Below are 25,486 nucleotides of genomic sequence, written 5' to 3'. Positions count from 1 at the left end.
CCATTGTCGCCGCATTGCAGCTTTAGGCGATTTGCCCGTGCCAAACCAGACCCCACCCGAAATCCAAGCGGTGCTTGACTGGCGAAACGGGGATTTGCCCGTCTCCACCCGGTTTGATGACCCGTATTTTAGTCTAGCCAATGGTTTGGCAGAGACGCGCCATGTGTTTTTGGACGGCAATGACCTGCCCGTGCGGCTGCACCCGGGGTTTCATATTGCGGAACTGGGGTTTGGCACGGGGTTGAACCTGTTGGCGGTTGTTTTGGTGGCAGAGGTGCCGATCCGGTTCACCTCGTTTGAGGCGTATCCGATGGCGGCCCCTGACATTCGGCGCGCGCTGGCGGCGTTCCCAGAGGCGGCGGCGGTGGCGGGGCCGTTTTTGGACGTATGGGCACAGGGGCAGCGCGTGTTTCAATTGGGCCATGTCGCGGTGGAAGTGGTTGTGGGCGATGCGCGGGACACCTTGCCTGCATGGGGTGGCCGCGCGGATGCGTGGTTTTTGGATGGGTTTTCGCCCGCCAAAAACCCGGAACTGTGGTCGCCCGATTTGATGGCGCAGGTCGCGCGTCACACCGCACCCGGCGGCACATTTGCGACCTATACGGCGGCGGGGTTTGTGCGCCGGGGCTTGCAGGCCGCCGGATTTGGCGTAGAGCGGCGCAAAGGCCACGGCACCAAGCGCCACATGACCACAGGAAGCCTGCATCCATGATCATTCAAAACAACCGCCTTGGCATTTTGTTGATGGTTCTGACTGTTTTCATTTTTGCGGTGCAGGACGGGTTTGCGCGCTATTTGGGCGGAATTTACAGCGTTTTGATGCTGATTATGATTAGGTACTGGGTGTTTGCGGCGTTTGTGATGGTGCAAGCGGGCCTGACGGGTGATTTTCGCGCGGCCGTGCGGACCCGGCATCCGTGGATGCATTTGACGCGAACGGTTTTGTTGATCACTGAGATTTGTGTGATGGTTTTGGCCTATACCCGCATTGGATTGATCAACACGCATGCGGTTTTTGCCGTTTGCCCGTTGTTGATCGCGGGGCTTGCCGTGCCGATTTTGGGTGAAAAGGTGGGGTGGCGGCGCTGGGTGGCAATTTTCATCGGCATGATCGGTGTGGCCATTATTTTGCAGCCTGATGGGGGTGTGTTCGCGTTGGACAGCCTGTTGCCGTTGATCAGCGCGCTGCTGTTTGCGCTGTACAGTTTGCTGACACGGCTTGCGACGCGGGATGAACCGGTGTTCGTATCATTCTTTTGGTCGGGCGTTTTGGGCTGCGTTTTGATGACTGTGGTGGGCCTGCCGTTTTTGGTTTCGATGCCGTTGTTTGATGTGGCGATGTTGATGATTTATTCGTTTTTGGCGCTGTTCGGGCATTACCTGTTGATACGCAGCTATTCGATGGCCGAGGCGAGTGCGCTGCAACCGTTCGCCTATTTGCAGATCGTTTTTGTGACTGCGATTGCGATGCTGGTGTTTGATGAGGCGCTGCATCGGAACGTGATTATCGGCGGCGCGATCGTGATTTTGGCGGGGTTGTTTACCGTGATACGGGGTCGCCAGAAAAACCAAGGCAAAGCGATGAGGGTGGCGCAAAGATGATCGGTTTGCGCGACTAAAACGTTTGTTTTGGCTGCGAGTTGCTGCTGTATTTGTCACCCGTCACTGCGCCGGCCTGGCAGATTTCAAGCGCGGGTTACAGGCGTTTGGTAAAGACCAAGGATGTCGGATTGTCGAAGCCTTCGTGGGTGGTGGCGCCCGATTGTTCAAACCCAAGGGCAAAGAAAATCGCGTGGTTTTCAACCAATTCAATGCGTGATTGCAGTTCCAACGCGGGCAGGCCAAGGTCGCGGGCCCGAGATTCCGCGTGGGTGATAAGGATGTGGGCGTATCCTTTGCCCTGCCAAGGTGGGTCGACGGACAGGCGGCCAAGGTGCAGCGCATGGGGTTTTGGGGTTAGAACCATGCAGGCGCGGGTGGGTTTGCCGATCACCCACACCTCACCCTGATGGGTTGCAAGATCTTGGGCCGTCATTTTGTGCAGGGAGGATGGCGGGTCGATGCGCCCTTCCATACTGGCAAAAGCGCGTTTCATCAGCGCAAACAGCGCGTCCCAATCATAAGGGGGTTGCGGTCGAAAAGGGGTCATTCGGGATTCCATGTTCGAGGTGACATTCCGCATCCGTCCGCCCCCGGTCAAGCGGTTTTAATGGTTTGCGAATGACATTTTGGCGCGGCTGTTTGGCTGTGGGCAGCGGGTGCGAGGCGCGGCCCTGCCGGGTGATGCCAAGATGTTGTGGATAAGCCCCCGGACGCCCCATGATACAGCAGGTTAACGGGTTGACACATTGCGTGATCAAACCGACCATCTGCAGTCATGCAGAATCAATGGTACCTTCTTTGCGTTTCAACCGCCTGCGCCTGAACGGCTTCAAAAGCTTTGTGGACCCCACGGATTTGATTATCCATGAGGGGCTGACAGGTGTGGTTGGCCCAAATGGCTGCGGCAAGTCGAATTTGCTGGAGGCGTTGCGCTGGGTGATGGGCGAAAACCGCCCCACGGCGATGCGCGGCGGCGGGATGGAGGATGTGATTTTCGCAGGCACATCCACCCGGCCATCGCGCAACTTTGCCGAAGTGGCCTTGGTAATTGATAATGAAGATCGCCTTGCGCCATCCGGGTTTAATGAAGCAGACACGATTGAGATCACGCGGCGGATCACGCGCGATGCTGGGTCTGCATATAAGGCGAACACGCGCGATGTGCGGGCGCGCGACATTCAAATGTTGTTTGCGGATGCATCGACAGGCGCCCATTCGCCCGCGCTGGTGCGGCAAGGGCAAATCGCGGAACTGATCAACGCCAAGCCGAAATCCCGGCGGCGGATATTGGAGGAGGCGGCGGGGATTTCCGGCCTGTACCAGCGCCGTCATGAGGCGGAGCTGCGGCTGACCGCCACGGAAACCAACCTTGCCCGCGTTGCTGATGTGCTGGAGGCGTTGGCAGCCCAACTGGGCACGCTGGCCCGCCAAGCGCGCCAAGCCGCACGTTATCGCGAAATTGGCACCGAATTGCGCCGGATGGAGGGGTTGCTGCTGTTTCGCCGCTGGCGCGAGGCGGATTTGGGCGTGAACAGTGCCGCCAGCCAGCTGCGCGAACGGTTGATTGAGGCGGGCCGCGCCGAAAGCCTGTCGCTTGCTGCGCAGGATGCGCGTACGGCGGCGGAAACCGCGCTGCCGCCCAAGCGCGAGGAGGAAGCGATTGCGGGGGCCATTCTGCAACGCTTAATCGTGCAGCAGGGCACCTTGAACGACAGCCAAGCGCGGGCGATGCAGTTGATCGACACGTTGCGCGGGCGGATTGACCAGCTTAGCCGCGATATTGACCGCGAGGCGGGTCTGAACCGCGATGCCCAAGACACGATTGATCGCCTGACATGGGAGGCGGAGCAATTGGCCCGCGCCGCAGATGGCCAAGACAACAAGCTGCGCGAGGCGCTGGAGGCGGCGCGCGAGGCGGGCGTTTTGCTGACGGACCGCGAAGGCGGCATGTCGCAGATGACCGAGGATGTCGCCCGCCTTGCCGCGCGGCATCAATCAGCGGGGCGGTTGCTGATCGACACCCAAACCACCGTGGAAAAAGCCGAGGCGAACGCCGCCCGCGCCCGCGACACGGCCGCAGAGGCGGCGGGGGCGGAGACGCGCGCCATGGAGGCGTTTGAGGCGGCGGAAGTCGCGCAAGAGGATGCCAGCGCGCTGGCCGAAGCGACCGAGGAGGCGCTGGCGAGTGCCGAGGAGGCGCGCCGCGATGCGCAGGGGCGCGAGGCGGACGCCCGCGCCATGCGGTCCGAAGCGGAAGGCGAAGCGAACGCATTGCGCGCCGAGGTTGCCGCGTTGGGGCGGTTGGTGGAGCGCGAATCCGCCGCTGGGTCGCAGGTGATGGACCTGTGTGTGGTGGAGCCGGGGTATGAGGCCGCACTTGGGGCGGCGCTGGCCGATGATCTGCGCGCGCCTGTTGTGGCGGGTGATGCGGTGTCGGGTTGGGCCGCAATGCCGGGGTATGATGAAAACGCGGCCCTGCCTTTGGGCGCTGTGCCGCTGGCCAATTGGGTGCAGGTGCCCGCCGTTTTGCAGCGCCGGATTGGGCAGATTGGGCTTGTGTCTCGTAACCAAGGTGCAGCGTTGCAGCCCGCGCTGCGCCCCGGCCAGCGATTGGTCAGTGAACAGGGTGATTTGTGGCGCTGGGACGGGTTTCGGGTGGGGGCGGATGACGCGCCATCGGCGGCGGCGCTGCGGTTAAAGCAATTGAACCGTTTGGTGCAGTTGAAGCGCGATCTGGAGGATGTGGGCGCGCGGGCTGATGGGGCGCGGCTGGCGCATGAGGCGTTGCAAACCCGGCTGGCCGACCTTGCCCGCGCTGACCAAATGGCGCGCGATGCAAGGCGCGCTGCAGATGCGCGGGTGACCGATGCCAACCGCGCCTTGGCGCGGGCCGAGGCGGACCGATCCATCGCAGGCGGCAAGCGCGAGGCGGCGCTGCTGGCCGTCAGCCGCTATGACACCGAGGCGACTGAGGCGCGGGTGGTTTTGCGCGATGCACGCCACGCGGTGGAGGCGTTGCCCGATCTGGACGCGGCGCGTGCGACCGTGGAGGCGTTGAAAACCACGGTGGAGGCGGCGCGGATTACCATGATGACCCGCCGGTCTGCGCATGACGAGTTGCGCCGCGAAGGCGAGGCGCGCTTGAAACGTTGCCAAGAGGTGAACAAGGAAATATCGGGCTGGAAGCACCGCTTGGAAACCGCATCCACCCGCGCGCAGGAACTGGCCGAACGCAAAGCCATGACCGAGGAGGAGCTGGAAGACGCAACCGCCGCCCCCGAAGAAATCGCGCTGCAACGCGAGGCGTTGGTGGAGGCGATGGAGGCAGCCGAGGCGCGGCGCGTGGCGGCAAGCGATGCGCTTGCGCTGGCCGAAACTGCGCTGCGCGAAGCGGCGCTGCACGAGCGCGAAGCGGAGCGGCTGGCAGGTGAGGCGCGCGAGGCCCGCGCGCGCAGTGAGGCCCTGAATGAGGCAGCGGTTGCCGCGCGCGAGGCCGCGACCCTGCGCATTCATGAGGAATTGGACTGTGCGCCTGCCGATTTGTTGGAAACGCTGGACGCGGACCCCGAGAAAATGCCCGGCGTGGACCATTTGGAAACCGAAGTGGGTCGGTTGAAACGCCAACGCGAGGCGCTGGGCGCCGTGAACCTGCGCGCCGAGGAGGATGCAAAAGCGGTGCAGGAAGAACATGACGCGCTGGCCACCGAGGCAACCGATTTGGCCGATGCGATCAAGACCCTGCGTGCCGGAATTGCAGGCCTGAACCGCGAAGGGCGCGAGCGGTTGTTGACCGCGTTTGAGCAGGTCAACGCATCATTCGGCACGCTGTTTTCGCATTTGTTCGGCGGTGGTGAGGCGCGTTTGGTGTTGGTCGAATCCGATGACCCGCTGGAGGCGGGCTTGGAAATTATGTGCCAACCGCCGGGCAAGAAACTGGCCACGCTGTCGCTGCTGTCGGGGGGCGAACAAACGCTGACCGCGATGGCGCTGATTTTCGCGGTGTTTTTGGCCAACCCCGCGCCGATCTGCGTGTTGGATGAGGTGGACGCGCCGCTGGATGATGCCAACGTGACGAGGTTTTGTGACTTGTTGGATGAAATGACGCGCCGCACCGAAACACGGTTTTTGATTATCACCCACCACGCCGTGACCATGGCGCGGATGGACCGCTTGTTTGGCGTTACTATGGCCGAACAAGGCGTTAGCCAGTTGGTGTCGGTGGACCTGAAACGCGCTGCGGCGATGGTGGCCTGATGGCGCTGTCATCGGTTGCGGATTTGGTGGGTGACGGCTTGGTGGATGCTGCCGATGCCCCGGTTTTGGAAACTGTGGGGCAATCGTTTCAGGTTTTGTTGACCGACACGATGCGCGGCGCGATTGCCACGCCAAACGATGGTGTGGCGCGGCAGTTTTTGCCATCGGCGGCGGAGTTGATCACCCGACCAGAGGAGATGACGGACCCGATTGGCGACGCAGTTCACGCGCCTGTGCCGGGGTTGACCCACCGCTACCCTGACCGGGTGATTTTGCATGTGACGCAGACCTGTGCGGTCTATTGCCGGTTTTGTTTTCGGCGCGAAACAGTGGGGGCGACGGGGGTTTTGCCGGATGCCGATCTAGAGGGCGCTTTGGGTTATATCGCCGCAACCCCGGCTGTTCGGGAGGTGATATTGACCGGCGGCGACCCGTTCACGTTGTCGCCACGCCGTTTGGGCGCGATCATGGCACGGCTGCACGGTGTGCCACATGTCGATATGATCCGGCTGCACACCCGCGTTCCCGTGGTCGCGCCGGAGTTGATAACGGACGGCGTTGTGGCCGCGATGGTGGGGCGGGCGGCGGTATTTGTGGTCATCCACACCAACCACGCGCAGGAATTGACGGATGCGGCGGGGGCGGCATTGGCGCGCTTGGTGAATGCGGGTGTGCCCTTGCTGTCGCAAACCGTTTTGCTGCGCGGGGTGAATGACAGTGTGGCGGTGCTGGAGGCGTTGTTTCGCGCGCTGATCGGGTTGCGGGTAAAACCGTATTATCTGCACCACTGCGATTTGGCGCGGGGTGCGGGGCATTTTCGTACGACGATTGCAGCGGGTCAGGCGATTATGGCGGGGCTACGCGGGCGGTTGTCTGGCATGGCGATACCGCTTTATGTGCTGGATATTCCGGGCGGTTTTGGCAAGGTGCCCATCGGTCCCGGTTATGTGGAAGCGGGGGATGACGCTTGGGTGGTCGCCGACCCACAGGGGCGCCAGCACAGCTATTCAGACCCGGATTAAGCCTGCATGGTGGCAATTTTTGCGCGTAAATTCAGGTTTGCCTGCATCATTATGCCTTCGGCGCGCAGCTTAGCCAAAGTGCCGGGCGTTGCGGTTTGGGTTTCCAGATAAAACGCATCAATCGCCATATCATCCGCCGCCAACAGCCAGCTTTGCAAGTCAGGATTGTATTGATACGCCCCTTTGGTCAGGCGAAATTGCAGGCGGGCGCGCCATGCGCCGGGATCTTGGGCATGAAAGTGCAGCACAGGGATTTGGGGGTGGAACGGGCCGCCCGCCACGCGTTCGCCCGCCCGAAACGCGCCGTGCAGGCGGGGTTCATACCGCGCGATGCCAGTGCGAAAAAAACATTTTCCCGCGGAATGGGACAGAACCCCATTGGGCAAAAGGGGTGCATATTGGCCAAATACCCGGCCCCGCGCGGCGGCATTGCGATCCCCGGAAAGGGGCGCGCGAAAGGCGGTGGCTGTGAAAATGTCATCGGGCAAGGCGGGGTCATGCAGCGCCTCCCACGGGGTCATTCGCAGCATGGATTGATTTGTTGGCATCGCATCAAGCGCCGCTGGAATACCCGTTTGCGGCAGGATGAATTCATCGACGTCGATATGCGCAAGCCATGGCAGCGATGTGGCCTTGTACACCCGCAGCACATTGCGGCTTTGGCGGTTTTGATGCTTGCCGGGGCGTTTACCCATCATATCCATCCAATAGGCATCGGTGCAACGGATGGTGGTGATTTGCGGGTGATCAAACAGGTCTGCCGCCGGGTCGTCGGGATCATCAAAATGCAGCCAGATATGCGCGGCCCCAAGGCCAAGATGGTGGGCGACAAAGGCCTGCACCTGTTCGGGTGGGGCCTTTATGGTCGTGCAAATGCCCCAGTCGGTCATAGCGCCTCCAGCAAATTCAGTGTCGGCCAACCATCGGCAGGCAGGCCAAGGCGGATTTGTTCGCGGCGCACGGCGTCGCGGGTGTTGGTACCAAGGATGCCATCAATCCCGCCCACGTCATAGCCGCGCGATTGCAGTTTTTTTTTGCAAGCATTTCATTTCGTCCAGCGACAATTGCGGGTCAGGGGTGCCGGGGATGAACACCGGGTCACCGCCCAGCCGATTGGCAAAATAAGCGGCGGTGGTGACGTAGACAGCGCTTTGGTTCCAGTGAAACAGCACCGAATAATTGGGATAGGCCAGAAAGGCCGGGCCTTTGCGCCCCTCGGGCAGCAAAAGGGACGCGGACAGGTCGGCCACGGTGCCTGTGCGCGGGGCCAATCCCAGCGCCACCCATTCGGATGCCGGGCGCGTGCTGCGCAGGCCCGTTTCGGCCCAAGGAAGATCGGGGGGCAGCGTCACCTCTTGCAGCCACGGCTGGCCCGCTTGCCAGCCGAAATCGCGCAGCAGCCCCGCCCCCGCCCCCGATAGCACGGCATCGGCCACCGATGTTTTCAGCGTTACTTTGCCATCGCCATCAATTCCGCGCGCCAAGATGTCGGCGGGCAGCATTTGCACCATGCCAATTTCGCCAGCCCATGCGCCCGTGGTCGTGGCAGGGTCAAATTCGCCCTTTTGCCACAAGGTTGCGGCGGCCAGCAGTTGGGGTTGGAACAATTCGGGGCGGTGGCAATCATGCGCCAAAGTGGCCAGCGCGTTGGCGGTGTTGAAATCACCTTAATAGCTGCCGAAATCGGTTTCAAACGCCCAGAACGCCAGCAGGATCCCTTGGGGGATGCCATAATCGGCCTGCGCGCGGGCAAAAATATTGGCGTGTTTTGCGGCATTGGCGCGGCCAGCATCAATGCGGTTTTGGCTGATCAAGCTGCGTGCAAATTCTGTAAAGGGTTTGCGAAACACGCCTTGGTTGCGGTCGGCTTGCAGCACCTTTGGGTCGGGGGGGAGAGCGTCGAAAAACTGGTTCGCCTCTGCCTCGGTCAGGCCCGCAGCCTCGGTTTTCATCGCTTTGATGAAAGTGTTGAAATCACCGCCGGAAGGGGCGGCAAAGGCGGGTGCGCTGCCAACAAGGGCACAAAGGGCGAGGGTGGTTAGACGCATGGACGGCTCTGTAGGCTGAAAAATGCAATGTTACCAGTAGCTTTGACGTGGAAATGTGGACATTCTGGGGCGCGCGTCCAGCTTTTTTGCGGGGCATGTCACAGGCTGGCGATCACCAAAGTGATAAACAGCATCAACCCCCATGCCCGCCACAGCGCCGAACAGGCCGCGTCGATTTGATCGGGGCCGGGGGTGCGATTGCCTGTCGGCCAAACCCACGGAAAATCCTGCATCTGCCCATGATAGCTGCGTGGACCGGACAGTGCCGTATCCAAGACCACGGCCATTGCCGCCTCGGGCCAGCCTGCATTGGGCGAGCGGTGCAGGGGCGCATCGCGCAGGATGGGCGTGGGGTCAAAGCGCATGTGGCTGATGGCGATCAAAGCGGCGGTTAGGCGCGCGGGGATCAAGTTCAGCAGATCATCAAACCTGGCGGCGGCCCAGCCAAATTCTTCATGCCGGGGGGTGCGGTGGCCGATCATGCTGTCCGCGGTGTTGGTCACTTTGTACAGCATCAGGCCGGGCAGCCCCAGCAGCAGGAACCAAAACGCAGGCGCGATGATACCATCCGACAGGTTTTCCGCGGCACTTTCAATCGCAGCGCGGGCCACGGCGGGTTCATCAAGCTGCGCGACATCGCGCCCCACGATCATCGCAACTTTTTGCCGCCCTTCGGCCAGTGACCGGCGCAGACCGTCGGCCACGGCGCGAACGTGATCAACCAAGGACCGTTGCGCCAGCAGAATGGCCGCTGCAATCACCTCTAGCAGCCCGAAATCGGGAATAGCTGCGATCAACCAGCCCAAAGCCCAAGCGCCAAGGCCCAAAACCAACATCGCCAGCACGCCTTTTTGCCGTTTGTTGGTGCCGGTGTTCACGCGCGCGTCCATCGCGGCCACCGCGCGGCCCATCAAAACGGCGGGGTGGGGAAAGCGGTCCCACAGCCATTTCGGTTCGCCCAAAGCGGCGTCGAGCAAGAGGGCGGGGATTAGCAACGCCGCGCTCATGTCCATGCCCCCATAGCTGTTTCCAATCGGTGCCAGCCTTGTGGCGTGCCGGGCAGGCCCAGCCGCAACCAGCGGTCGGAATAGGGAAAGCGGCGGGTCCAAATCTGGGCGCGGGCCAGATGGGTTTGCAACGCCGTGGCATCGGGCGTGTCGTACAGCCGGAACAGGGTGGTGCCGCCGACGATGGGCAGGCCCATCAGCGCATCCAGCCGTGCGGCATCATGGGCAAGGCGGGCGCGGGTGGCCCCTGCCCAAATATCATCAGACAGCGCGCGGGTGCCAATGGCCAACGCGGGGCCAGATACGGCCCACGGCCCCATCCCTTGCGCCAAACGTGCGATCAGTGCGGGGTCACCAATGGCAAATCCAAGGCGCAGGCCCGCCAACCCCCAGAATTTACCAAAACTTTTCAATATGATGCGACCGGGCTGTGTGGCTTGGTCCATCAGGCTGTCGTTGGGTGTCACGTCACAAAAGCTTTCGTCGATGATGGTCAGATCGGCGCAATCGCGCGCCTGCCACAATCGGCCATCTGGGTTGTTCGGATGCACCAAAACCCGCGCTGTTGCGCTGTCACCAACCGTCCATCCTGCGGCTGCAAAAGCGCGGGCATGTTCGTTATAAGTTGGCGCTGGGATGTTGATCGACTGTGCCGCGGCGATGCTGGGCATCCGCGCAATCAGCGCACTTGCCCCCGGCGCTGCCAAAACAGCGGCCCCATCGGGGATACGCCAAAAACAGCGCGCGGCGGTTTCCAGCGCTGCAAACGCGCCTTCATCTGGCAGGTCGTTCCATGCCGCTGCGGGCAAATCTTCGACCGGGTAGGGTTGCGGATTGATGCCCGTCGACAGGTCCAGCCAATCGGTGCGCGCGCCGCCAAACCGCGCCGCCGCTGCATCCACCCCGCCGCCGTGATCTGCCTTATCCGCCATTTGATCGGTCCTTTTCGCACATGCGCCCAGAAAACCGATTTCACGCCAAAGGGCAACGTGGCTTTTGTGCCGCGCAGCGAGGTTACATAAATTCTGTCACGACGTTGTCTTGATTTTAACCCATTTAAGGGCAGACTGAAGGGTAAAGAAAGGACGCAACATGCTGGAATTTCTACCACAAGAGATTAGGGATGGTCTGGAAGCCGCGAAAAAGCGGGATCAAAAACGGCGGTCGCGCCTGCGGCTGCAGGTTGGCGATGCGGTGTTTCCCGTGCTGCGGATGTGGGGGGATGGGCTGTCGTTGGATGCCGCGCTGACGCCGCAATTGCGCGGGCTGGTCGATCTGTATGATGGTGCGAACCACATTTTTCAATGTTTGATCGTCGCCTCCACCGCTGAAAATGGTGAGCTGATTTGTGATTTCAAACGCTCCACCCCGGTGGCAGATCATGCAGCGTTGGATTTTGTGCGCGATGACCACGCCCCAGTGGGGTATTTGCCCCGGCATTAACCCCGCTTTACGTCAGGCGGTCCGGCAAGGTGAAACCGCGCAGAATGTCGTTGGTGGTGGCGGGGCGTTTGCCCTCGCGTTGGGCCTGCAAGACCTCAATGGCCCTGGTGCCACAGGCAATTGTAAACCCATCCAGCACTTGCCCCGGCGCGCCTGTGCCCTGTGTGACCCGTGATCGGAGCAGTTTTACCCGTTCCCCCGCCACATCACACCACGCGCCCGGAAACGGGGACAGACCGCGAATCACCCGGTCCACAGTTTCGGCGGGTTGGGACCAATTGATGCGCGATTCCACTTTGTCGATTTTTAGGGCATAGGTCACGCCATCGATTGGCTGCGGTGTGGGCACAAGCCGCGGCAGGTTGTCCAACGCTTGCACAATCAGCGCGGCCCCCATGCTGGACAGTCGGTCGTGCAAATCGGCGGTGGTATCCTCTGCCTCAATCGTGGTTTCGCTGCGCAGCAAAACCGGGCCAGTGTCCAGCCCCGCCTCCATCTGCATGATACACACACCGCTGGCTGCATCCCCCGTCATAATCGCGCGGTGGATAGGGGCCGCACCACGCCACCGCGGCAGCAGGGACGCATGGATGTTCAGGCAGCCGTTCGGTGGCGTATCCAGAATATTTTGCGGCAATATAAGGCCGTATGCGACCACGACCGCGATATCGGCGCGGTGACTGGCAAAGGTTTTTGCGGCATCTTCGCTGCGCAGCGAAACGGGGGTGTGAACGGGCAATCCCGACCCTTCGGCGCAGGTTTGGACCGCTGATGGGCGGTCTTTTTTGCCGCGCCCAGCGGGGCGGGGGGGTTGGGAATAAACGGCAACAACCTCGTGTTTTTGCACAAGCGCTTGCAGGATAGGGACGGAAAAATCGGGGGTTCCCATGAAGATCACGCGCATCGGATTATCCTTTTGGTGCCAGCTTTCAACCGTGGGGCGTAGGGTGGGTGCAACCCACCGCTACCTGGGTTTCAGCGCTTTTTTCAACAGCATATTGCGCCGCATTTTGCTAAGGCGGTCAAAATACATCTTGCCGTTCAAGTGGTCGATTTGGTGCTGCACCGATGTGGCCCAAAGGTTCACAAAATCGCGGTCCTCCACCACGCCATCGGCGTTCAAAAACCGCACAGTTCCCGCGCGGGGGCGGGCGATTTTGGCCGACACGCCGGGCAAATTCGGGCTTGCCTCTTCATGGTCGCGCGGCTGCGCGGAGGCGTGCAGAATAACCGGGTTTGCCATGCGTACCGCTTGCCCGCGTTCCGCCGAACAATCCACCACCGCCAATCGCAGCATCACCCCGATTTGCACGGCGGCAAGCCCGTAACCCGGCATCGCCTCCATCGTGTCGATCATATCGGTCCAAACGCCGCGCACCTCGTCTGTTACAGCCTCCAACGGGGTGGCCATGGTTTGTAGGCGTTTGTCGGGCCAAGGGATGCAGCGGCGGATGGTCAATGGATCACCTTTTCCGGGGTCATGTCAGGGTAATCAATGCACAACACACCGTCCAAATGGTCGCGTTCATGCTGTACGCAGACCGCTGCAAATCCATCAAAGAACCCTTCACAGGCACGGCCCACGACATCAAGCCACGCCAGTCGGACCACCGCGGGGCGTTCGATCACCACAGGGTGATCGGGGATCGACAGACAGCCTTCGGTATTCGCAACAAGCCCAGAGGCGTCTTTGATCACCGGATTGATGCAAACCAGCGGGCTGGGCCGCCCGTCTTTCCAACCCACATCCATCACGAAAATGCGCTGCATCACGCCGATTTGCGGCCCGGCCAGCCCGCGACCGGGGGCGGCATACATGGTTTCCAGCATATCGTCGGCGAGCTGCCGCAGGTCCGCATCAAACACGATTACATCAGCACAAACTTGCCGCAGCCGAGCGTCTGGCAGTTCAAGGATGGGGCGAATTGCCATCAGTCGCGCCGCGCCATTTCGCGCTTCAGCTTTTCCATTTTGCGGGTGATCAATTGGCGTTTCAGCGGCCCCAGATAATCAATGAACAGTTTGCCGTTCAAATGGTCAATTTCGTGCTGCACGCAAGTGGCCCACAGACCGTCAAACTCCTCCTCCTGCTTTTTGCCGTTCAGGCCCAGCCATTCCACCCGCACCATCGCCGGGCGCGTCACCTCGGCGTATTGGTCGGGGATGGACAGACAGCCTTCGTCATAGATCGACACATCTTCAGACGCCCAGCTGATCACTGGGTTGATCATCACCAACGGGCGCGGGGATTGCGCGGGGTCTTTGATGCAATCGAGTACCAAAACGCGGGACATCACGCCAACTTGCGGCGCGGCCAACCCAATGCCGGGGGCCGCGTACATGGTGGCCAGCATATCCTCGGCCAATTGCCCAACCTCGGGCGTGACCGCATCCACAGGGGTGCAGGTTTTTTTCAGGCGGGGGTCGGGATGGATCAAAATGGGGCGTATCATGGGCGGTGATGTAAGGGATAGGGCGGGGTCGCGCAATGCTGCCCGTGCGCGCTTTTGCGCAGTTTGTGATTGTACCCCGAACATTGCGGGGCTGGATTGGCGCAAAACCTGCCGTTAGGGTGGGCAAAACAAACGGGGAATGGCCATGAATTTTGACGAAGACATCAACCGCGTCGGCACACATTCGGTAAAATGGGACGCGATGGAAAAGCTGTATGGCGTGGCCCCCGGTGATGGGATTGCGATGTGGGTAGCCGACATGGATTTCCGGCCCCCGGCTTGTGTTCAAAAGGCGCTGGAGGAGATGACCGCCCATGGCCTGTATGGCTATTTCGGCGATGACAGCGCGTATTTGGCGGCGATCCAATGGTGGATGAAAACCCGCCATGGTTGGGATGTCGCGGCGGCTACGATTTTCACCACGCATGGGTTGGTCAATGGCACGGGCCTGTGTGTGCAAGCGTTCAGCCAGCCCGGCGATGGGGTGGTGTTGATGACGCCCGTCTATCACGCCTTTGCCCGCGTGATTGAGGCAGCGGGGCGGCGCGTGGTGGAATGTCAAATGCCAATCACAGCGGGCCGCCATGTAATGGATTTTGACGCTTGGGATGCGCAGATGACGGGGGACGAGCGGATGCTGATCCTGTGTTCGCCGCACAACCCCGGCGGCCAAGTGTGGAGCGTGGAGGAGTTGCGCGGTGTGGCCGATTTTGCCAAACGCCATGACCTGATCGTGGTGTCAGACGAAATTCACCATGATCTGGTGTTCGCAGGGCACAAACACACCGTGATGCCGTTGGCAGCGCCTGACATTGCGGACCGTTTGGTGATGATGACGGCGACGACCAAAACCTTTAACATCGCGGGCAGCCATATTGGCAATGTCATTATTCCAGATGCAGCCTTACGCGCGCGGTTTGGCGCAGTGATGAACGGCCTTGGTATTTCGCCAAATTCGTTTGGGCTGTTCATGGCCACCGCTGCCTATTCGCCCGAGGGGGCGGAATGGCTGGACGCGCTGATCGCGTATCTGGAGGAAAATAAACGGATTTTCGACGAGGGCGTGAATGCCATTCCCGGGCTTCGCTCGATGCCGCTTGAGGCGACTTATTTGGCTTGGGTGGATTTTTCGGGCACGGGCATGACGCGCGCCGAATTCACCGACCGTGTCCAAAAAGGCGCGCGGATTGCGGCCAATCATGGCCCAAGCTTTGGCAAAGGTGGTGAGGATTGGATGCGCTTTAACATCGCCACGCCACGCGCGCGCATGATAGAGGCTGTGGCCCGGTTGAAAGTGGCATTTTCCGATTTGCAATGAAGCGGTTGGCGGGGACATTTTCGGCGCTGGTGCTGTTGGTGGTCTGTGCCGCCGTGGTGGTGCTGATCGTGATGCGCCCGCCCGCGCCGGTGGTGGATTTGCCACCGCTGCTGGGGCTGATTGACCGGATTGTGGTGCAAAAGGCGACGCGGCGCATGATGTTGTTCCAAAATGGCGCGATGGTGCGGGAATACCGGGTCGCACTTGGGTTTGCGGCCCTTGGCACCAAGGACCGCCAAGGGGATGGTCGAACGTCCGAAGGGGTGTTCAAAATTGATCGGCGCAATGCAGCCAGCGCCTATCATCTGTCGCTAGGGATCAATTGTCCCCGGCCTGAAGATGTGGCACGGGCAGCAAAAGGGGGATATTCTCCCGGCGGCGATATCTTTTTTCATGGCCAGCCCAATGCGATGCCGGACGGTTCGGTTCTTTCAGGTGATTGGACCGCGGGCTGTTTGGCGCTGACGGACGCGGTAATGCACGAGATTTGGCCAGTGGTTTTGATTGGCACAGAGGTAGAAATTTTGCCGTGAAAGCGCGTGACGAACGGCTTTAAGGAGGTATTTAAGCCAAGCCGAAATTAGGCGTTGGCTTTAGAGGGGTGGGATTGCCCAAGATTGTCCGGGGGCCAAGGCGCGGAAGCGGTCGCTGGAGACCTTATGTTTTTGCAAGGCCGCATCCAATGCAATCAGGGGGGCATCGCGGGCTTCATCCGTCAGTTGGAACGTGCCCCAATGGTGGCCGATGGCATGTGCGGTGCCAGACAGTTTAAAGCCCTGCACCGCTTCATCCGGGTTTTGATGTTGGTCGCGCATAAACCAACGTGGTTCATAAGCGCCAATGGGCAAGATTGCCGCGCGGATGGCCCCATGTTTGGCGGGAAGGTCGCGGTAGGGGCGGCCTTGGTCAAAACCCGTGTCGCCGATGTGCAAAATTTTGCCGTTGGGGCCTGCGATCACAAAAGCTGTCCACAGCGCACAAGATCGATCGCCGATGCCGCGTGCGGACCAATGGTGGCAGGGTTCAAAATGTACCGAAAGCAGGCCAAGGGTTGCAGTGTCGCCCCAATCGCCCGCTGTGGTGCGGATGCCGGGAATCGCGTTTTGCAAGATCGTGTCATTGCCCAAGGGGGTCACGACCATCGGCTGATGGGCCGCATGCAGCGCCTTCATCGTCGCGATATCAAGGTGGTCATAGTGGTTGTGGCTAAGAAGGACCGCGTCGATGCGCGGCAGGTCGACCAGCGCGATCCCCGGTTCGGTCACGCGTTTTGGCCCTGCAAATGCAAGCGGTGAGGCGCGATCAGACCACACGGGGTCGGTCAAGATGTTCATACCCGCAGTTTGAATCAGCATGGTGGCATGGCCGACCATTGTTATCGTCACATCTTGCACTGATGATGCGGGTTTTGCCTTTTGCGGCACAGGCACGAGATCGGGCCATTCGGCTTTTCCGCCGCCAAGCTGCCATTTTAACAGATCACCAAAGCCTGCTGGCGCGGCCCCATCGGGGTTGAAAAACTGCACGCCGTCAAAATGATCCGACACGGGGCCGGAATAATAGCGGTTTTTGCTGTTTGTCACGGCCACGGCTGCCCCACCCCCGCATGCGCCAAGCGCGCCAAGTGCGGCGGTCCCTTTGATGATCTGTCTGCGCTTCATCATTCGGATATGCGGCGCATAGTGGTGGTTTCAACCCCTTGCCGCTTGGTGTTGATGGCCCCCATGGACGCCCCGGAACGCTTGCGCTATCAAACCTGCAACCCGTTGCAGGAGAATGTTATGTCGGCCCATGGCGCAGCCCAAATGATGACCGCAACCAAATCCGGCCCGTTGACAGGCCGAGCGGAGGTGCCGGGCGATAAATCCATCAGCCACCGCGCGTTGATTTTTGGTGCAATGGCCGTGGGCGAAACGCGGATCACCGGGTTGCTGGAGGGGCAAGATGTGCTGGACACTGCCAGCGCCATGCGGGCTTTTGGTGCAGTGGTGGTGCAGCATGGCCCCGGTGCGTGGTCGGTGCATGGTGTGGGGGTGGGCGGTTTTCGCGAACCCGATGCGGTGATTGATTGCGGCAATTCGGGCACCGGTGTGCGCCTGATCATGGGCTGCATGGCGACGACGGCGATGACCGCGACGTTTACCGGCGATGCCAGTTTGCGCAAGCGGCCGATGGGGCGCGTGACCGACCCATTGTCGCTGTTTGGCACGCAGGCCTTTGGGCGCAAGGGCGGGCGGTTGCCGATGACTGTGGTGGGGGCGGCCAACCCGGTGCCCGTGCGCTATGCTTTGCCCGTGGCATCTGCGCAGGTAAAATCGGCGGTGCTGTTGGCGGGCCTGAACGCGCCGGGCCAAACGGTGGTGATTGAACGTGAGCCCACGCGCGACCATTCCGAACGCATGTTGCTGGGCTTTGGTGCTGAGTTGACGGTGGAGCGGACGGCGGAGGGCAATGTGATTACCCTGACAGGCCAGCCTGAATTGCGCCCGCAGGTGGTGGCCGTGCCGCGTGACCCATCATCGGCCGCGTTTCCGGTGTGTGCAGCGCTGATTGTGGAGGGGTCGGATATTTTTGTGCCGGGTGTCAGTCAAAACCTGACGCGTAATGGGATTTATCTGACTTTGGTGGAAATGGGCGCGGATATCACCTTTGAAAACCCGCGGCAGGAAGGCGGCGAACCTGTCGCCGATCTGCGCGTGCGGTTTTCGGATTTACGCGGCATCGAGGTGCCACCGGAACGCGCGCCGTCGATGATAGATGAATACCCAATTTTGTCAGTGGTCGCGGCCAATGCCATGGGCAAAACCGTGATGCGCGGCGTCAAGGAATTGCGCGTCAAGGAATCTGATCGCATTGATGCCATGGCGCGGGGGCTGGAGGCTTGCGGTGTTGTGGTGGAGGAGGATGAGGACACGTTGATCGTGCATGGACGTGGTCCCGGCGGCGTGCCGGGTGGGGCGACCTGTGCCACCCATATTGACCACCGCATCGCAATGTCGTTTCTGGTGGCGGGCATGGCCAGCCAGCGCCCGATTTCCGTAGATGATGCCAGCCCGATTGCCACGTCATTCCCCTTGTTCGAAGGGTTGATGATGGGTTTGGGTGCAAAGCTGACAAAGGGGTAAGCCATGGACAATCAAGGCAAAGAACGGTTCGCCAAGCTGCTGCATCACCGAGCAGCCGCCTTGCAAAAGGGCGAACCCGTGGCCCCGCCAATCGTGTCCGCCACAACATTCCATTTGCCCGAAGTGGCGGGGGCTAGCCATGTCTATGGCCGTATGTCGATGCCGACATGGGAGGCGGTTGAGGCGCAGTTGGGGATATTGGAGGATGCGCCTTGTGTTGCCTTTCCCTCTGGCATGGCGGCGATTTCGGCGGCGTTGATGGCGGTGCTGACAGATCGCAAGCGCCTGATCATCCCGGCGGATGGGTATTACGTCACCCGCGTGTTTTCTGCCGAAATTCTGGCGGCATATGGGGTGGAGGTTATCGAGGTGCCGACCGCCGAGATGGAAACCACCGATGTATCGGGCGGGGCCGTTGTGTTTTTGGAAACCCCGTCCAACCCCGGCCTTGAATGTTGCGACATCGCCCTGATCGCTGCGCGTGTGCGGGCGGCGGGCGGTTTGTTGATTGTCGACAACACCACCATGACGCCGCTGTTGCAGCGCCCCTTGGATTTGGGCGCGGATATTGTGGTTGCCGCCGATACCAAGGCACCCGGTGGCCATTCCGACATTCTGTTCGGCCACGTTGCCACCCGCGATGCGGGGATTGAGGAGCGGGTGCGCAATTGGCGCAAACTGTCAGGCGCAGTTCCTGGCGCGTTTGAGGCGTGGCTGTTGCACCGCGGGATTGAGACGTTGGAAGTGCGGATGGAACGGATGTGCGCAAGCGCCCAAACCATCGCCGAACGGTTGGCGGCGCATCCGCGCGTGACCAACCTGCGCTTTCCGGGCCTGCCCACCGACCCATCGCATGCCATCGCCAAACGGCAAATGTCTGGATTTGGGTTTCTGATTGGGTTTGAACTTGCCAGCGCCGAAAGTGCCGAGGCCTTCTTGGCCGCTTGTCCCTTTGTCACACAAACCACCAGCTTTGGCGGCACACACAGCGCGGGGGAGCGGCGCGCGCGGTGGGGGGATCCGGTGGCACCCGGCTTTATCCGCCTGTCCGTCGGTGTAGAACCGTTGGAGCCGCTGTGGGGCGCGATCAAAACTGCGCTGGACGTCACCCAGTGATCTTTACCGTCGCCATTGATGGCCCCGCCGCCGCTGGAAAAGGTACGATCAGCCGGGCGGTCGCCGCGCAATTTGGATTTGCACATCTGGATACCGGGCTGCTTTATCGCGCGGTTGGCATCAAAGGCGGCGACCCGGTGCAGGCCGCCCGCAGCCTGTGTGATGCTGACCTTGCGCGCGGCGATCTGCGCACGCTTGGCGCGGGCCAGGCGGCCAGCGTGGTTGCGGCCCTGCCTGATGTGCGCGCGGCACTGACGGATTTTCAACGCCAGTTTGCGCGCCGCACGGGCGGGGCGGTACTGGACGGTCGCGACATCGGCACCGTGATTTGCCCCGAGGCGGAGATGAAAATTTTTGTCACCGCCAGCGCTGAAATTCGCGCACACCGCCGCTGGCTGGAACTGGGCGGCGATGCGGCCCCCCAATCCATTGCCGATGTGTTGGCCCAAGTGGTCGAACGCGATGCCCGCGACACCAACCGCGCGGATGCACCGCTGCGCCCTGCGGCAGGGGCGCTAATGCTCGATACCTCGGATATGGACATTGATACGGCGGTGGACCGCGCAACCGCAGCGGTCATGGCACAAATGCGCCAGAAACTTTGAAACCAATCTGGGCCGCCGCGCGTATTGGTTGCAAAGGAGATCGCGATGAAAGCATCTATTCTGGCTTTGATACTGTCCGCAACAACCGCTGTGGCAGCGCCCCCGAGCGTCCCCTTCGCCTCTATCGACGGGGGGGATTTGTCGTTGACGGATTATGCGGGCCAGCCGATCCTTTTGGTCAACACCGCCTCCCAATGCGGATTCACCCCGCAGTTTGATGCGCTGCAATCGTTGTATGACCAGTACAAGGACCAAGGATTGGTCGTTGTCGCCGTGCCATCGGATGATTTCAAACAAGAACTGAACAGCGCCGCCGAGGTGAAAGAGTTTTGTGAGGTTAATTTCAACCTGACCTTGCCGATGACCGATATCACCCGTGTACGCGGCGCGCAGGCGCATCCGGTTTACGGCTGGCTGCGCGATCAGGCAGGATTTGTGCCGCGCTGGAATTTCAACAAGGTGTTAATTGACCGCAATGGTGCAGTTGTTGGCACTTGGGATTCGGCTGTGAAACCTGATGGGCCGCAGATCACTGCGGCGGTCAAAGCAGCGCTGCAATAACCGACTTCTGCGATTTTCGCACAGTCGCTTTGCGGTTTTGGCCCTTTATCGCACATAGGCCGCAGATTATCTGTGATTGGAAGGAAGTGTCGGGCGTCCCCGCCCTGAACATAGGATGTGAACATGCTGAATGAACGTTTGAACTGGCGCTATGCCACCAAGAAAATGGACCCGTCTAAAGTGGTCCCCCAAGCCAAGATTGACCAGATTTTAGAGGCGATTCGCCTTGCCCCCACCTCCAGCGGGCTGCAGCCGTTCGAAGTGATTGTGGTAAAAAACCCGCAAATCCGCGAAAAACTGCGTGAAGCGGCGTATGGCCAAGCGCAAATCATTGATGGTACCGCCGTTTTGGTGTTCGCCGCTTGGGCGGATTACACCGATGCACGCATCGACAGCGTGGTGGCAATGCACGAGGACCAGCGCGGAACATCCGAGACGCTGAGCGCCTATTTCGACGGGCTGCGCAAAAACTATGTTGGCCGGGATGCAAAGGTGAATTTTGAACATGCCGCGCGCCAAACCTATATCGGTTTGGGCCTTGCCGTTACCGCCGCCGCGTTTGAAGAAGTGGACGCGACCCCGATGGAAGGGTTTGACCCCGCGAAATTCGACGAAATCCTTGGGCTGGCGCAGCGTGGCCTGAAATCGGTTGCGGTTTTGCCCGTGGGATACCGCGCCCAAGACGGCGATTGGTTGAATGGCGCGAAAAAAGTGCGCCGTGCGATGGACAAGTTTGTGACCGTGGTCGAATAAGCAGGCCGCGCGGGGAAACGCGCTTATTCCCCGCGCATCCGCTGCCCATTCCCCTTGCCAGCAAGGGGCAATCGGTCTATGCCCCACCCAAGCTAAAGGGGGATTCTGTCGCGTGCCGCATTACGGCGCGCTTTTGGTTTTCCGCAAAGGCCCCACCCAAAGACCGGCGGAGACAACCGCATGGCCAGAAAAACACGACGCAAAGGAAACTGATTTTAATGGCTACTATGAACACTATGGAAGAATTCGAAGCCCTCTTGGCAGAGAGCCTCGAGATTGACACGCCCCAAGAGGGTTCTGTTGTCAAAGGCCGGGTTATCGCGATTGAAGCGGGCCAGGCCATCATCGACGTCGGCTACAAGATGGAAGGCCGCGTTGATCTGAAAGAATTTGCTGAAATCGGCGGCACCGCTGAAATTCAGGTTGGCGACGAAGTCGAAGTGTTCTTGGACCGCGTGGAAAACTCCCGCGGCGAAGCACAGATTTCGCGCGACAAAGCCAAGCGCGAAGAAGCGTGGGATCGGTTGGAGCGTGCATACGCCGATGAAACCCGTGTTGACGGCGCCATCTTTGGCCGCGTCAAAGGCGGCTTTACGGTCGATCTGGGCGGCGCTGTTGCCTTCCTTCCGGGTTCCCAAGTTGACGTGCGCCCCGTGCGTGACGCTGGCCCGTTGATGGGCATGAAGCAGCCGTTCCAGATTCTTAAAATGGACCGTCGCCGTGGCAACATCGTTGTGTCGCGCCGCGCCATCCTCGAAGAATCCCGTGCAGAACAGCGCGCCGAAGTCATTGGCAACCTGACCGAAGGCCAGACCGTTGACGGTGTGGTCAAGAACATCACTGAATACGGTGCGTTCGTTGATCTGGGCGGCGTTGATGGCTTGCTGCACGTCACCGATATGGCTTGGCGTCGCGTCAACCACCCGTCGGAGATTTTGACAATCGGCGAAACCGTCAAGGTTCAGGTTATCAAGATCAACAAAGAAACGCACCGCATCAGCCTTGGCATGAAGCAGTTGCAGTCCGACCCATGGGATGCTGTCGAAGTGCAATACGCACTGGGCACGATCCACAAGGGCCGTGTCACCAACATCACCGACTATGGCGCATTTGTGGAACTGGAAGCAGGGGTTGAAGGTCTGGTTCACGTCTCGGAAATGTCTTGGACCAAGAAAAACGTACACCCCGGCAAGATCGTTTCCACGAGCCAGGAAGTGGACGTTATGGTTCTGGAAATCGACAGCGCCAAGCGCCGCGTTTCCTTGGGCCTCAAGCAGACCCAGCGCAACCCATGGGAAGTGTTTGCAGAAACCCACCCCGTTGGCACGAACATCGAAGGTGAAGTTAAAAACATCACCGAATTCGGTCTGTTCGTCGGCCTTGATAACGACATCGACGGCATGGTTCACCTGTCCGACCTGTCGTGGGACCAGCGCGGTGAAGACGCGATTGCCAACTACCGCAAAGGCGACACGGTGCAAGCCGCTGTTACCGAAGTGGACGTTGAAAAAGAGCGTATCAGCCTGTCGGTTAAAGCCCTTGGCGAAGACACCTTCACCGATGCGGTTGACGGCGTAAAGCGCGGCTCCATCATCACGGTCGAAGTGACCGCGATTGAAGAAGGCGGCGTGGAAGTGGATTACAACGGCCAAAAGTCGTTCATCCGCCGCTCCGACCTGTCGCGTGACCGTGCCGACCAGCGCCCAGAGCGTTTTGGCGTGGGTGACAAGATCGACGTGCGCGTGACCAACATCGACCCAAAGACCCGCCGTATGGGTCTGTCGATCAAAGCACGCGAGATCGCCGAAGAGAAAGACGCCGTGGAACAGTACGGTTCCTCCGATTCGGGCGCATCCTTGGGTGATATCCTTGGTGCGGCGCTGAAAGGCGACAAAAACTGATCTTGGGCTGATTACTGCCTGAAATCACACAAAGAAGGTCCTGCCAAACGGCGGGGCCTTTGCATTATGTGCGCAATTGCACGGGATTGCTTGGTTTTCCTGTTTATCACGCCTCAATTTTTCCCTATAGTCAGAGGGGTAAAATCAATCGGTGGCACCTAGATCGCCGATGACCTCAGGGGGATAAGCGGATGATCCGTTCGGAATTGATCCAAAAGATTGCGGACGAAAATCCGCATCTGACGCAACGCCATGTGGAGCGTATCGTCAACACCGTGTTTGAAGAGATTATTGAGGCGTTGTCGCGTGGCGACCGGGTAGAGTTGCGCGGATTTGGCGCATTTTCGGTCAAATCGCGGGATGCCAGAACGGGCCGTAACCCGCGCACCGGGGAATCGGTTCAGGTCGAAGATAAGAAAGTTCCTTTCTTTAAAACCGGCAAACTGCTGCGCGACCGATTGAACGGAAGGTAAAGGCCAGTAATGATCCGCTACACGCGCTACTTGCTCCTCGTCGCTTTGGCCATTGTCTTGTTGACCGTGGCTTTGGCCAATCGGGGCGCTGTCACGTTGAACGCGTTGCCTGCGGATATGGCGGCTTTTGCCAACTTGAACTTTGCGCTGACAGTGCCGCTGTATCTGGTGATTTTTGGCAGTATCGTTGTCGGGCTGATGATTGGTTTTGTGTGGGAATGGTTACGCGAACACAAACATCGCTCCTCGGCCAAGGAACGTGCCCGCGAAATCACCCGGTTGGAGCGTGAGATTGAGGCGCTGCGCCGCGAAACCCCCAGCCCGCAAGATGATGTGTTGGCCCTGTTGGACCGCCCCGCAAAAGCGGGCTGATGTATGGCAGATATTCGCGTAAAAATCTGCGGCCTGCGCAGTCTGGCTGATATGGATGCAGTGGTTGCTGCGCGTGCCGCTTATGCGGGTTTCGTGTTTTTCCCCAAATCCCCCCGCAATCTAACGTTGGACCAGGCCCGCGCTTTGGTCCTCGCCTCCCCGCCCGGCTTGGCCAAAGTTGCGCTGACGGTCGATGCCGATGATGCCGCGCTGGACGCGCTTATGGACGCGGTGCCGTTGGATATGCTGCAACTGCATGGCCACGAATCTGCCGCCCGCGTGGCCTATGTCCGTGCGCGCTACGGCCTGCCCGTGATGAAGGCGATTGGCGTGGCGGATGCCTCTGATCTTGCCGGCCTGACCGATTACGCCCTTGCTGCCGACCAAATCCTGATCGACGCCAAACCCCCCAAAGGCGCGGACCTGCCGGGCGGCAACGGCCTGTCGTTTGATTGGCGCTTGCTGGTGGGCCGCAAATGGTTGCGCCCGTGGATGCTGGCCGGGGGCCTTACGCCCGACAACGTGGCCGATGCGATCCGCCTCACCGGCGCGCGACAAGTTGATGTGTCATCGGGCGTGGAATCCGCGCCGGGTGTCAAAGACCCCGCCAAAATCGCCGCATTTGTGGAGGCTGCATTATGATCCGTTGGCGTGAGGCGCTGCGCGCCGACGTTCCTGCCATTGTGGCCCTGCTGCGCGATGATACGATGGGCGCAGTCCGCGAAAGTGGCGATCTGCCCCAATACCTTGCCGCGTTTGATGCAATGACCTATGAATACGGTAACGCCCTGATCGTGGGTGAGGCGGATGGCCGCGTGGTCGCCACCTATCAACTTACCTTTATCACGGGCCTGTCCCTTGTCGCCAGCCGCCGCGCGCAGATCGAATCGGTCCGCGTTTCCGCCAAACTGCGCTCCGAAGGGGTGGGAACCGCCCTGATGCGCGACGCCGAAATGCGTGCAACACACGCCGGATGCAGCCTGATACAGCTAACCAGCAACAAAACCCGTGAGGATGCTCAGCGGTTTTATGAACGTGCAGGCTACACCGCGTCCCACATTGGTTTCAAAAAAGCGCTCGATCAAACTGCTTAAAATTTATCTAAAATTTGTGTGCGGTCCCCAATTCGGCTTGGCTTAAATACCTAACTTCTCAATCGTTGGCCTTAAAGCGCTGCAAAAGGTTTTCAACCGGGTTCCGCTGCGCTAGATCACTTGAAACGGCGCAAAGGGCAGCAGCATGGCACGCATCATCGGCTTGGCGATCCGGTTGGTCGGACTGGCCGCTTTTGGCGGCGTATCCGGCCTGATCGGCTTTGGCATCGGCGGCCCTTTGGGCGCTGCACTGCTATTTACGATCGGCGGCTTTATTGGCTTTTTCGCAGCGCCCACAGTCTGGCGCCGCACAACAAAATCAAACGGGGGGCGATGACG

General features: G+C 60.3%; 27 protein-coding genes and 1 pseudogene. 18 read left to right on the top strand and 10 right to left on the bottom strand.

What is annotated here, in order from left to right; genetic code table 11:
• Positions 1–37: 37 nt before the first annotated feature.
• A complete protein-coding gene (gene mnmC2 / locus BMY36_RS00215) occupies positions 38–712 on the top strand; it encodes a tRNA (5-methylaminomethyl-2-thiouridine)(34)-methyltransferase MnmC2 (protein ID WP_050521469.1) in 675 nt (224 codons plus the stop codon).
• Positions 709–1,602 carry a DMT family transporter gene (locus tag BMY36_RS00210; protein WP_050521328.1) on the top strand — a complete coding sequence of 298 codons (894 nt, stop codon included), beginning with the start codon at positions 709–711 and terminating at the stop codon, positions 1,600–1,602. Before mnmC2 ends, BMY36_RS00210 begins: the two co-directional genes overlap by 4 nt.
• 94 nt (positions 1,603–1,696) lie before the next feature.
• Here BMY36_RS00210 and BMY36_RS00205 read toward each other — a convergent pair whose 3' ends face one another.
• Entirely contained in the window at positions 1,697–2,149 is a 453-nt protein-coding gene (locus BMY36_RS00205; protein WP_050521468.1) for a GNAT family N-acetyltransferase, read from the bottom strand.
• 251 nt (positions 2,150–2,400) lie between these two features.
• On the opposite strand from BMY36_RS00205, the gene smc reads away from it, so the two are divergent.
• Complete coding sequence (smc, locus tag BMY36_RS00200) at positions 2,401–5,856, top strand: chromosome segregation protein SMC (RefSeq protein ID WP_050521467.1); 3,456 nt, start codon at positions 2,401–2,403, stop codon at positions 5,854–5,856.
• Positions 5,856–6,878, top strand: a complete 1,023-nt coding sequence (locus BMY36_RS00195; RefSeq protein WP_050521327.1) for a lysine-2,3-aminomutase-like protein — start codon at positions 5,856–5,858, stop codon at positions 6,876–6,878. The genes smc and BMY36_RS00195 overlap by 1 nt, the downstream gene beginning before the upstream one ends.
• On the opposite strand, the gene BMY36_RS00190 is transcribed toward BMY36_RS00195, so the two are convergent.
• From BMY36_RS00190 to BMY36_RS00175, 4 genes and pseudogenes are all read right to left on the bottom strand, one after another.
• A complete protein-coding gene (locus BMY36_RS00190; protein ID WP_050521326.1) occupies positions 6,875–7,768 on the bottom strand; it encodes a glycosyltransferase family 2 protein in 894 nt (297 codons plus the stop codon). The genes BMY36_RS00195 and BMY36_RS00190 overlap by 4 nt on opposite strands.
• Positions 7,765–8,926: pseudogene (locus tag BMY36_RS00185) on the bottom strand (lytic murein transglycosylase). The gene BMY36_RS00190 and the pseudogene BMY36_RS00185 overlap by 4 nt, the downstream one beginning before the upstream one ends.
• 98 nt (positions 8,927–9,024) lie before the next feature.
• A complete protein-coding gene (gene cbiB / locus BMY36_RS00180) occupies positions 9,025–9,933 on the bottom strand; it encodes an adenosylcobinamide-phosphate synthase CbiB (RefSeq protein ID WP_050521325.1) in 909 nt (302 codons plus the stop codon).
• Positions 9,930–10,865: a threonine-phosphate decarboxylase gene (locus tag BMY36_RS00175; protein WP_050521324.1), complete on the bottom strand. Its 936-nt coding sequence runs from the start codon at positions 10,863–10,865 to the stop codon at positions 9,930–9,932. The genes cbiB and BMY36_RS00175 overlap by 4 nt, the downstream gene beginning before the upstream one ends.
• A 160-nt stretch (positions 10,866–11,025) precedes the next feature.
• On the opposite strand from BMY36_RS00175, the gene BMY36_RS00170 reads away from it, so the two are divergent.
• The gene (locus BMY36_RS00170) at positions 11,026–11,376 is read left to right on the top strand and encodes a hypothetical protein (RefSeq protein ID WP_050521323.1); all 351 of its coding nucleotides are present in this window, start codon (positions 11,026–11,028) and stop codon (positions 11,374–11,376) included.
• A gap of 7 nt (positions 11,377–11,383) precedes the next feature.
• Here the strand turns inward: BMY36_RS00170 and fmt are convergent, their stop codons facing one another.
• Genes fmt through def (BMY36_RS00150) form a run of 4 tightly spaced genes read right to left on the bottom strand, consistent with a single transcriptional unit; the run spans position 11,384 to position 13,829 of the window.
• On the bottom strand, positions 11,384–12,280 hold the full coding sequence (gene fmt, locus BMY36_RS00165) for a methionyl-tRNA formyltransferase (protein WP_050521322.1): 897 nt from the start codon (positions 12,278–12,280) through the stop codon (positions 11,384–11,386).
• Positions 12,281–12,340: 60 nt separating this feature from the next.
• A complete protein-coding gene (def, locus tag BMY36_RS00160) occupies positions 12,341–12,835 on the bottom strand; it encodes a peptide deformylase (RefSeq protein WP_050521321.1) in 495 nt (164 codons plus the stop codon).
• Positions 12,832–13,308: a peptide deformylase gene (def, locus tag BMY36_RS00155; protein WP_050521320.1), complete on the bottom strand. Its 477-nt coding sequence runs from the start codon at positions 13,306–13,308 to the stop codon at positions 12,832–12,834. Before def (BMY36_RS00155) ends, def (BMY36_RS00160) begins: the two co-directional genes overlap by 4 nt.
• Positions 13,308–13,829: a peptide deformylase gene (gene def, locus BMY36_RS00150; protein WP_050521466.1), complete on the bottom strand. Its 522-nt coding sequence runs from the start codon at positions 13,827–13,829 to the stop codon at positions 13,308–13,310. Before def (BMY36_RS00150) ends, def (BMY36_RS00155) begins: the two co-directional genes overlap by 1 nt.
• 145 nt (positions 13,830–13,974) lie before the next feature.
• Between def (BMY36_RS00150) and BMY36_RS00145 the strand changes: the two genes are divergently transcribed.
• Both BMY36_RS00145 and BMY36_RS00140 read left to right on the top strand, forming a co-directional pair.
• A complete protein-coding gene (locus BMY36_RS00145; RefSeq protein ID WP_050521465.1) occupies positions 13,975–15,147 on the top strand; it encodes a MalY/PatB family protein in 1,173 nt (390 codons plus the stop codon).
• Positions 15,144–15,680, top strand: coding sequence for a L,D-transpeptidase family protein (locus BMY36_RS00140; RefSeq protein WP_050521319.1), 537 nt, complete (start codon positions 15,144–15,146; stop codon positions 15,678–15,680). Before BMY36_RS00145 ends, BMY36_RS00140 begins: the two co-directional genes overlap by 4 nt.
• A 60-nt stretch (positions 15,681–15,740) precedes the next feature.
• Here the strand turns inward: BMY36_RS00140 and BMY36_RS00135 are convergent, their stop codons facing one another.
• Entirely contained in the window at positions 15,741–16,808 is a 1,068-nt protein-coding gene (locus BMY36_RS00135) for an MBL fold metallo-hydrolase (RefSeq protein WP_082224982.1), read from the bottom strand.
• 120 nt (positions 16,809–16,928) lie between these two features.
• On the opposite strand from BMY36_RS00135, the gene aroA reads away from it, so the two are divergent.
• The 11 genes from aroA to BMY36_RS00080 all read left to right on the top strand — a co-directional run bounded on the left by aroA (position 16,929) and on the right by BMY36_RS00080 (position 25,484).
• Complete coding sequence (gene aroA / locus BMY36_RS00130; protein WP_050521463.1) at positions 16,929–18,272, top strand: 3-phosphoshikimate 1-carboxyvinyltransferase; 1,344 nt, start codon at positions 16,929–16,931, stop codon at positions 18,270–18,272.
• 3 nt (positions 18,273–18,275) lie between these two features.
• Positions 18,276–19,388, top strand: a complete 1,113-nt coding sequence (locus tag BMY36_RS00125) for a cystathionine gamma-lyase (protein WP_050521318.1) — start codon at positions 18,276–18,278, stop codon at positions 19,386–19,388.
• Positions 19,385–19,993, top strand: coding sequence for a (d)CMP kinase (locus BMY36_RS00120; RefSeq protein WP_050521317.1), 609 nt, complete (start codon positions 19,385–19,387; stop codon positions 19,991–19,993). The genes BMY36_RS00125 and BMY36_RS00120 overlap by 4 nt, the downstream gene beginning before the upstream one ends.
• A 45-nt stretch (positions 19,994–20,038) precedes the next feature.
• Entirely contained in the window at positions 20,039–20,554 is a 516-nt protein-coding gene (locus BMY36_RS00115; RefSeq protein WP_050521316.1) for a glutathione peroxidase, read from the top strand.
• A gap of 123 nt (positions 20,555–20,677) precedes the next feature.
• Positions 20,678–21,307, top strand: a complete 630-nt coding sequence (locus BMY36_RS00110; RefSeq protein WP_050521315.1) for an NAD(P)H-dependent oxidoreductase — start codon at positions 20,678–20,680, stop codon at positions 21,305–21,307.
• Positions 21,308–21,525: 218 nt separating this feature from the next.
• A complete protein-coding gene (gene rpsA / locus BMY36_RS00105) occupies positions 21,526–23,208 on the top strand; it encodes a 30S ribosomal protein S1 (protein WP_074818332.1) in 1,683 nt (560 codons plus the stop codon).
• 191 nt (positions 23,209–23,399) lie between these two features.
• A complete protein-coding gene (gene ihfB, locus BMY36_RS00100; protein ID WP_022704589.1) occupies positions 23,400–23,681 on the top strand; it encodes an integration host factor subunit beta in 282 nt (93 codons plus the stop codon).
• 9 nt (positions 23,682–23,690) lie between these two features.
• Entirely contained in the window at positions 23,691–24,053 is a 363-nt protein-coding gene (locus BMY36_RS00095) for a LapA family protein (protein ID WP_331458155.1), read from the top strand.
• Positions 24,054–24,056: 3 nt separating this feature from the next.
• Positions 24,057–24,695: a phosphoribosylanthranilate isomerase gene (locus tag BMY36_RS00090; RefSeq protein WP_050521313.1), complete on the top strand. Its 639-nt coding sequence runs from the start codon at positions 24,057–24,059 to the stop codon at positions 24,693–24,695.
• Entirely contained in the window at positions 24,692–25,147 is a 456-nt protein-coding gene (locus BMY36_RS00085; protein ID WP_050521312.1) for a GNAT family N-acetyltransferase, read from the top strand. Before BMY36_RS00090 ends, BMY36_RS00085 begins: the two co-directional genes overlap by 4 nt.
• A 145-nt stretch (positions 25,148–25,292) precedes the next feature.
• Positions 25,293–25,484, top strand: coding sequence for a hypothetical protein (locus BMY36_RS00080; protein WP_050521311.1), 192 nt, complete (start codon positions 25,293–25,295; stop codon positions 25,482–25,484).
• Positions 25,485–25,486 lie beyond the last annotated feature (2 nt).

Origin of the sequence: Pseudorhodobacter antarcticus, assembly GCF_900110135.1 — a bacterium.
Classification (GTDB): domain Bacteria; phylum Pseudomonadota; class Alphaproteobacteria; order Rhodobacterales; family Rhodobacteraceae; genus Pseudorhodobacter; species Pseudorhodobacter antarcticus.
The sequence above is the reverse complement of the archived record's forward strand: the minus strand, read 5'-3'. Positions and strand labels throughout refer to the sequence as shown.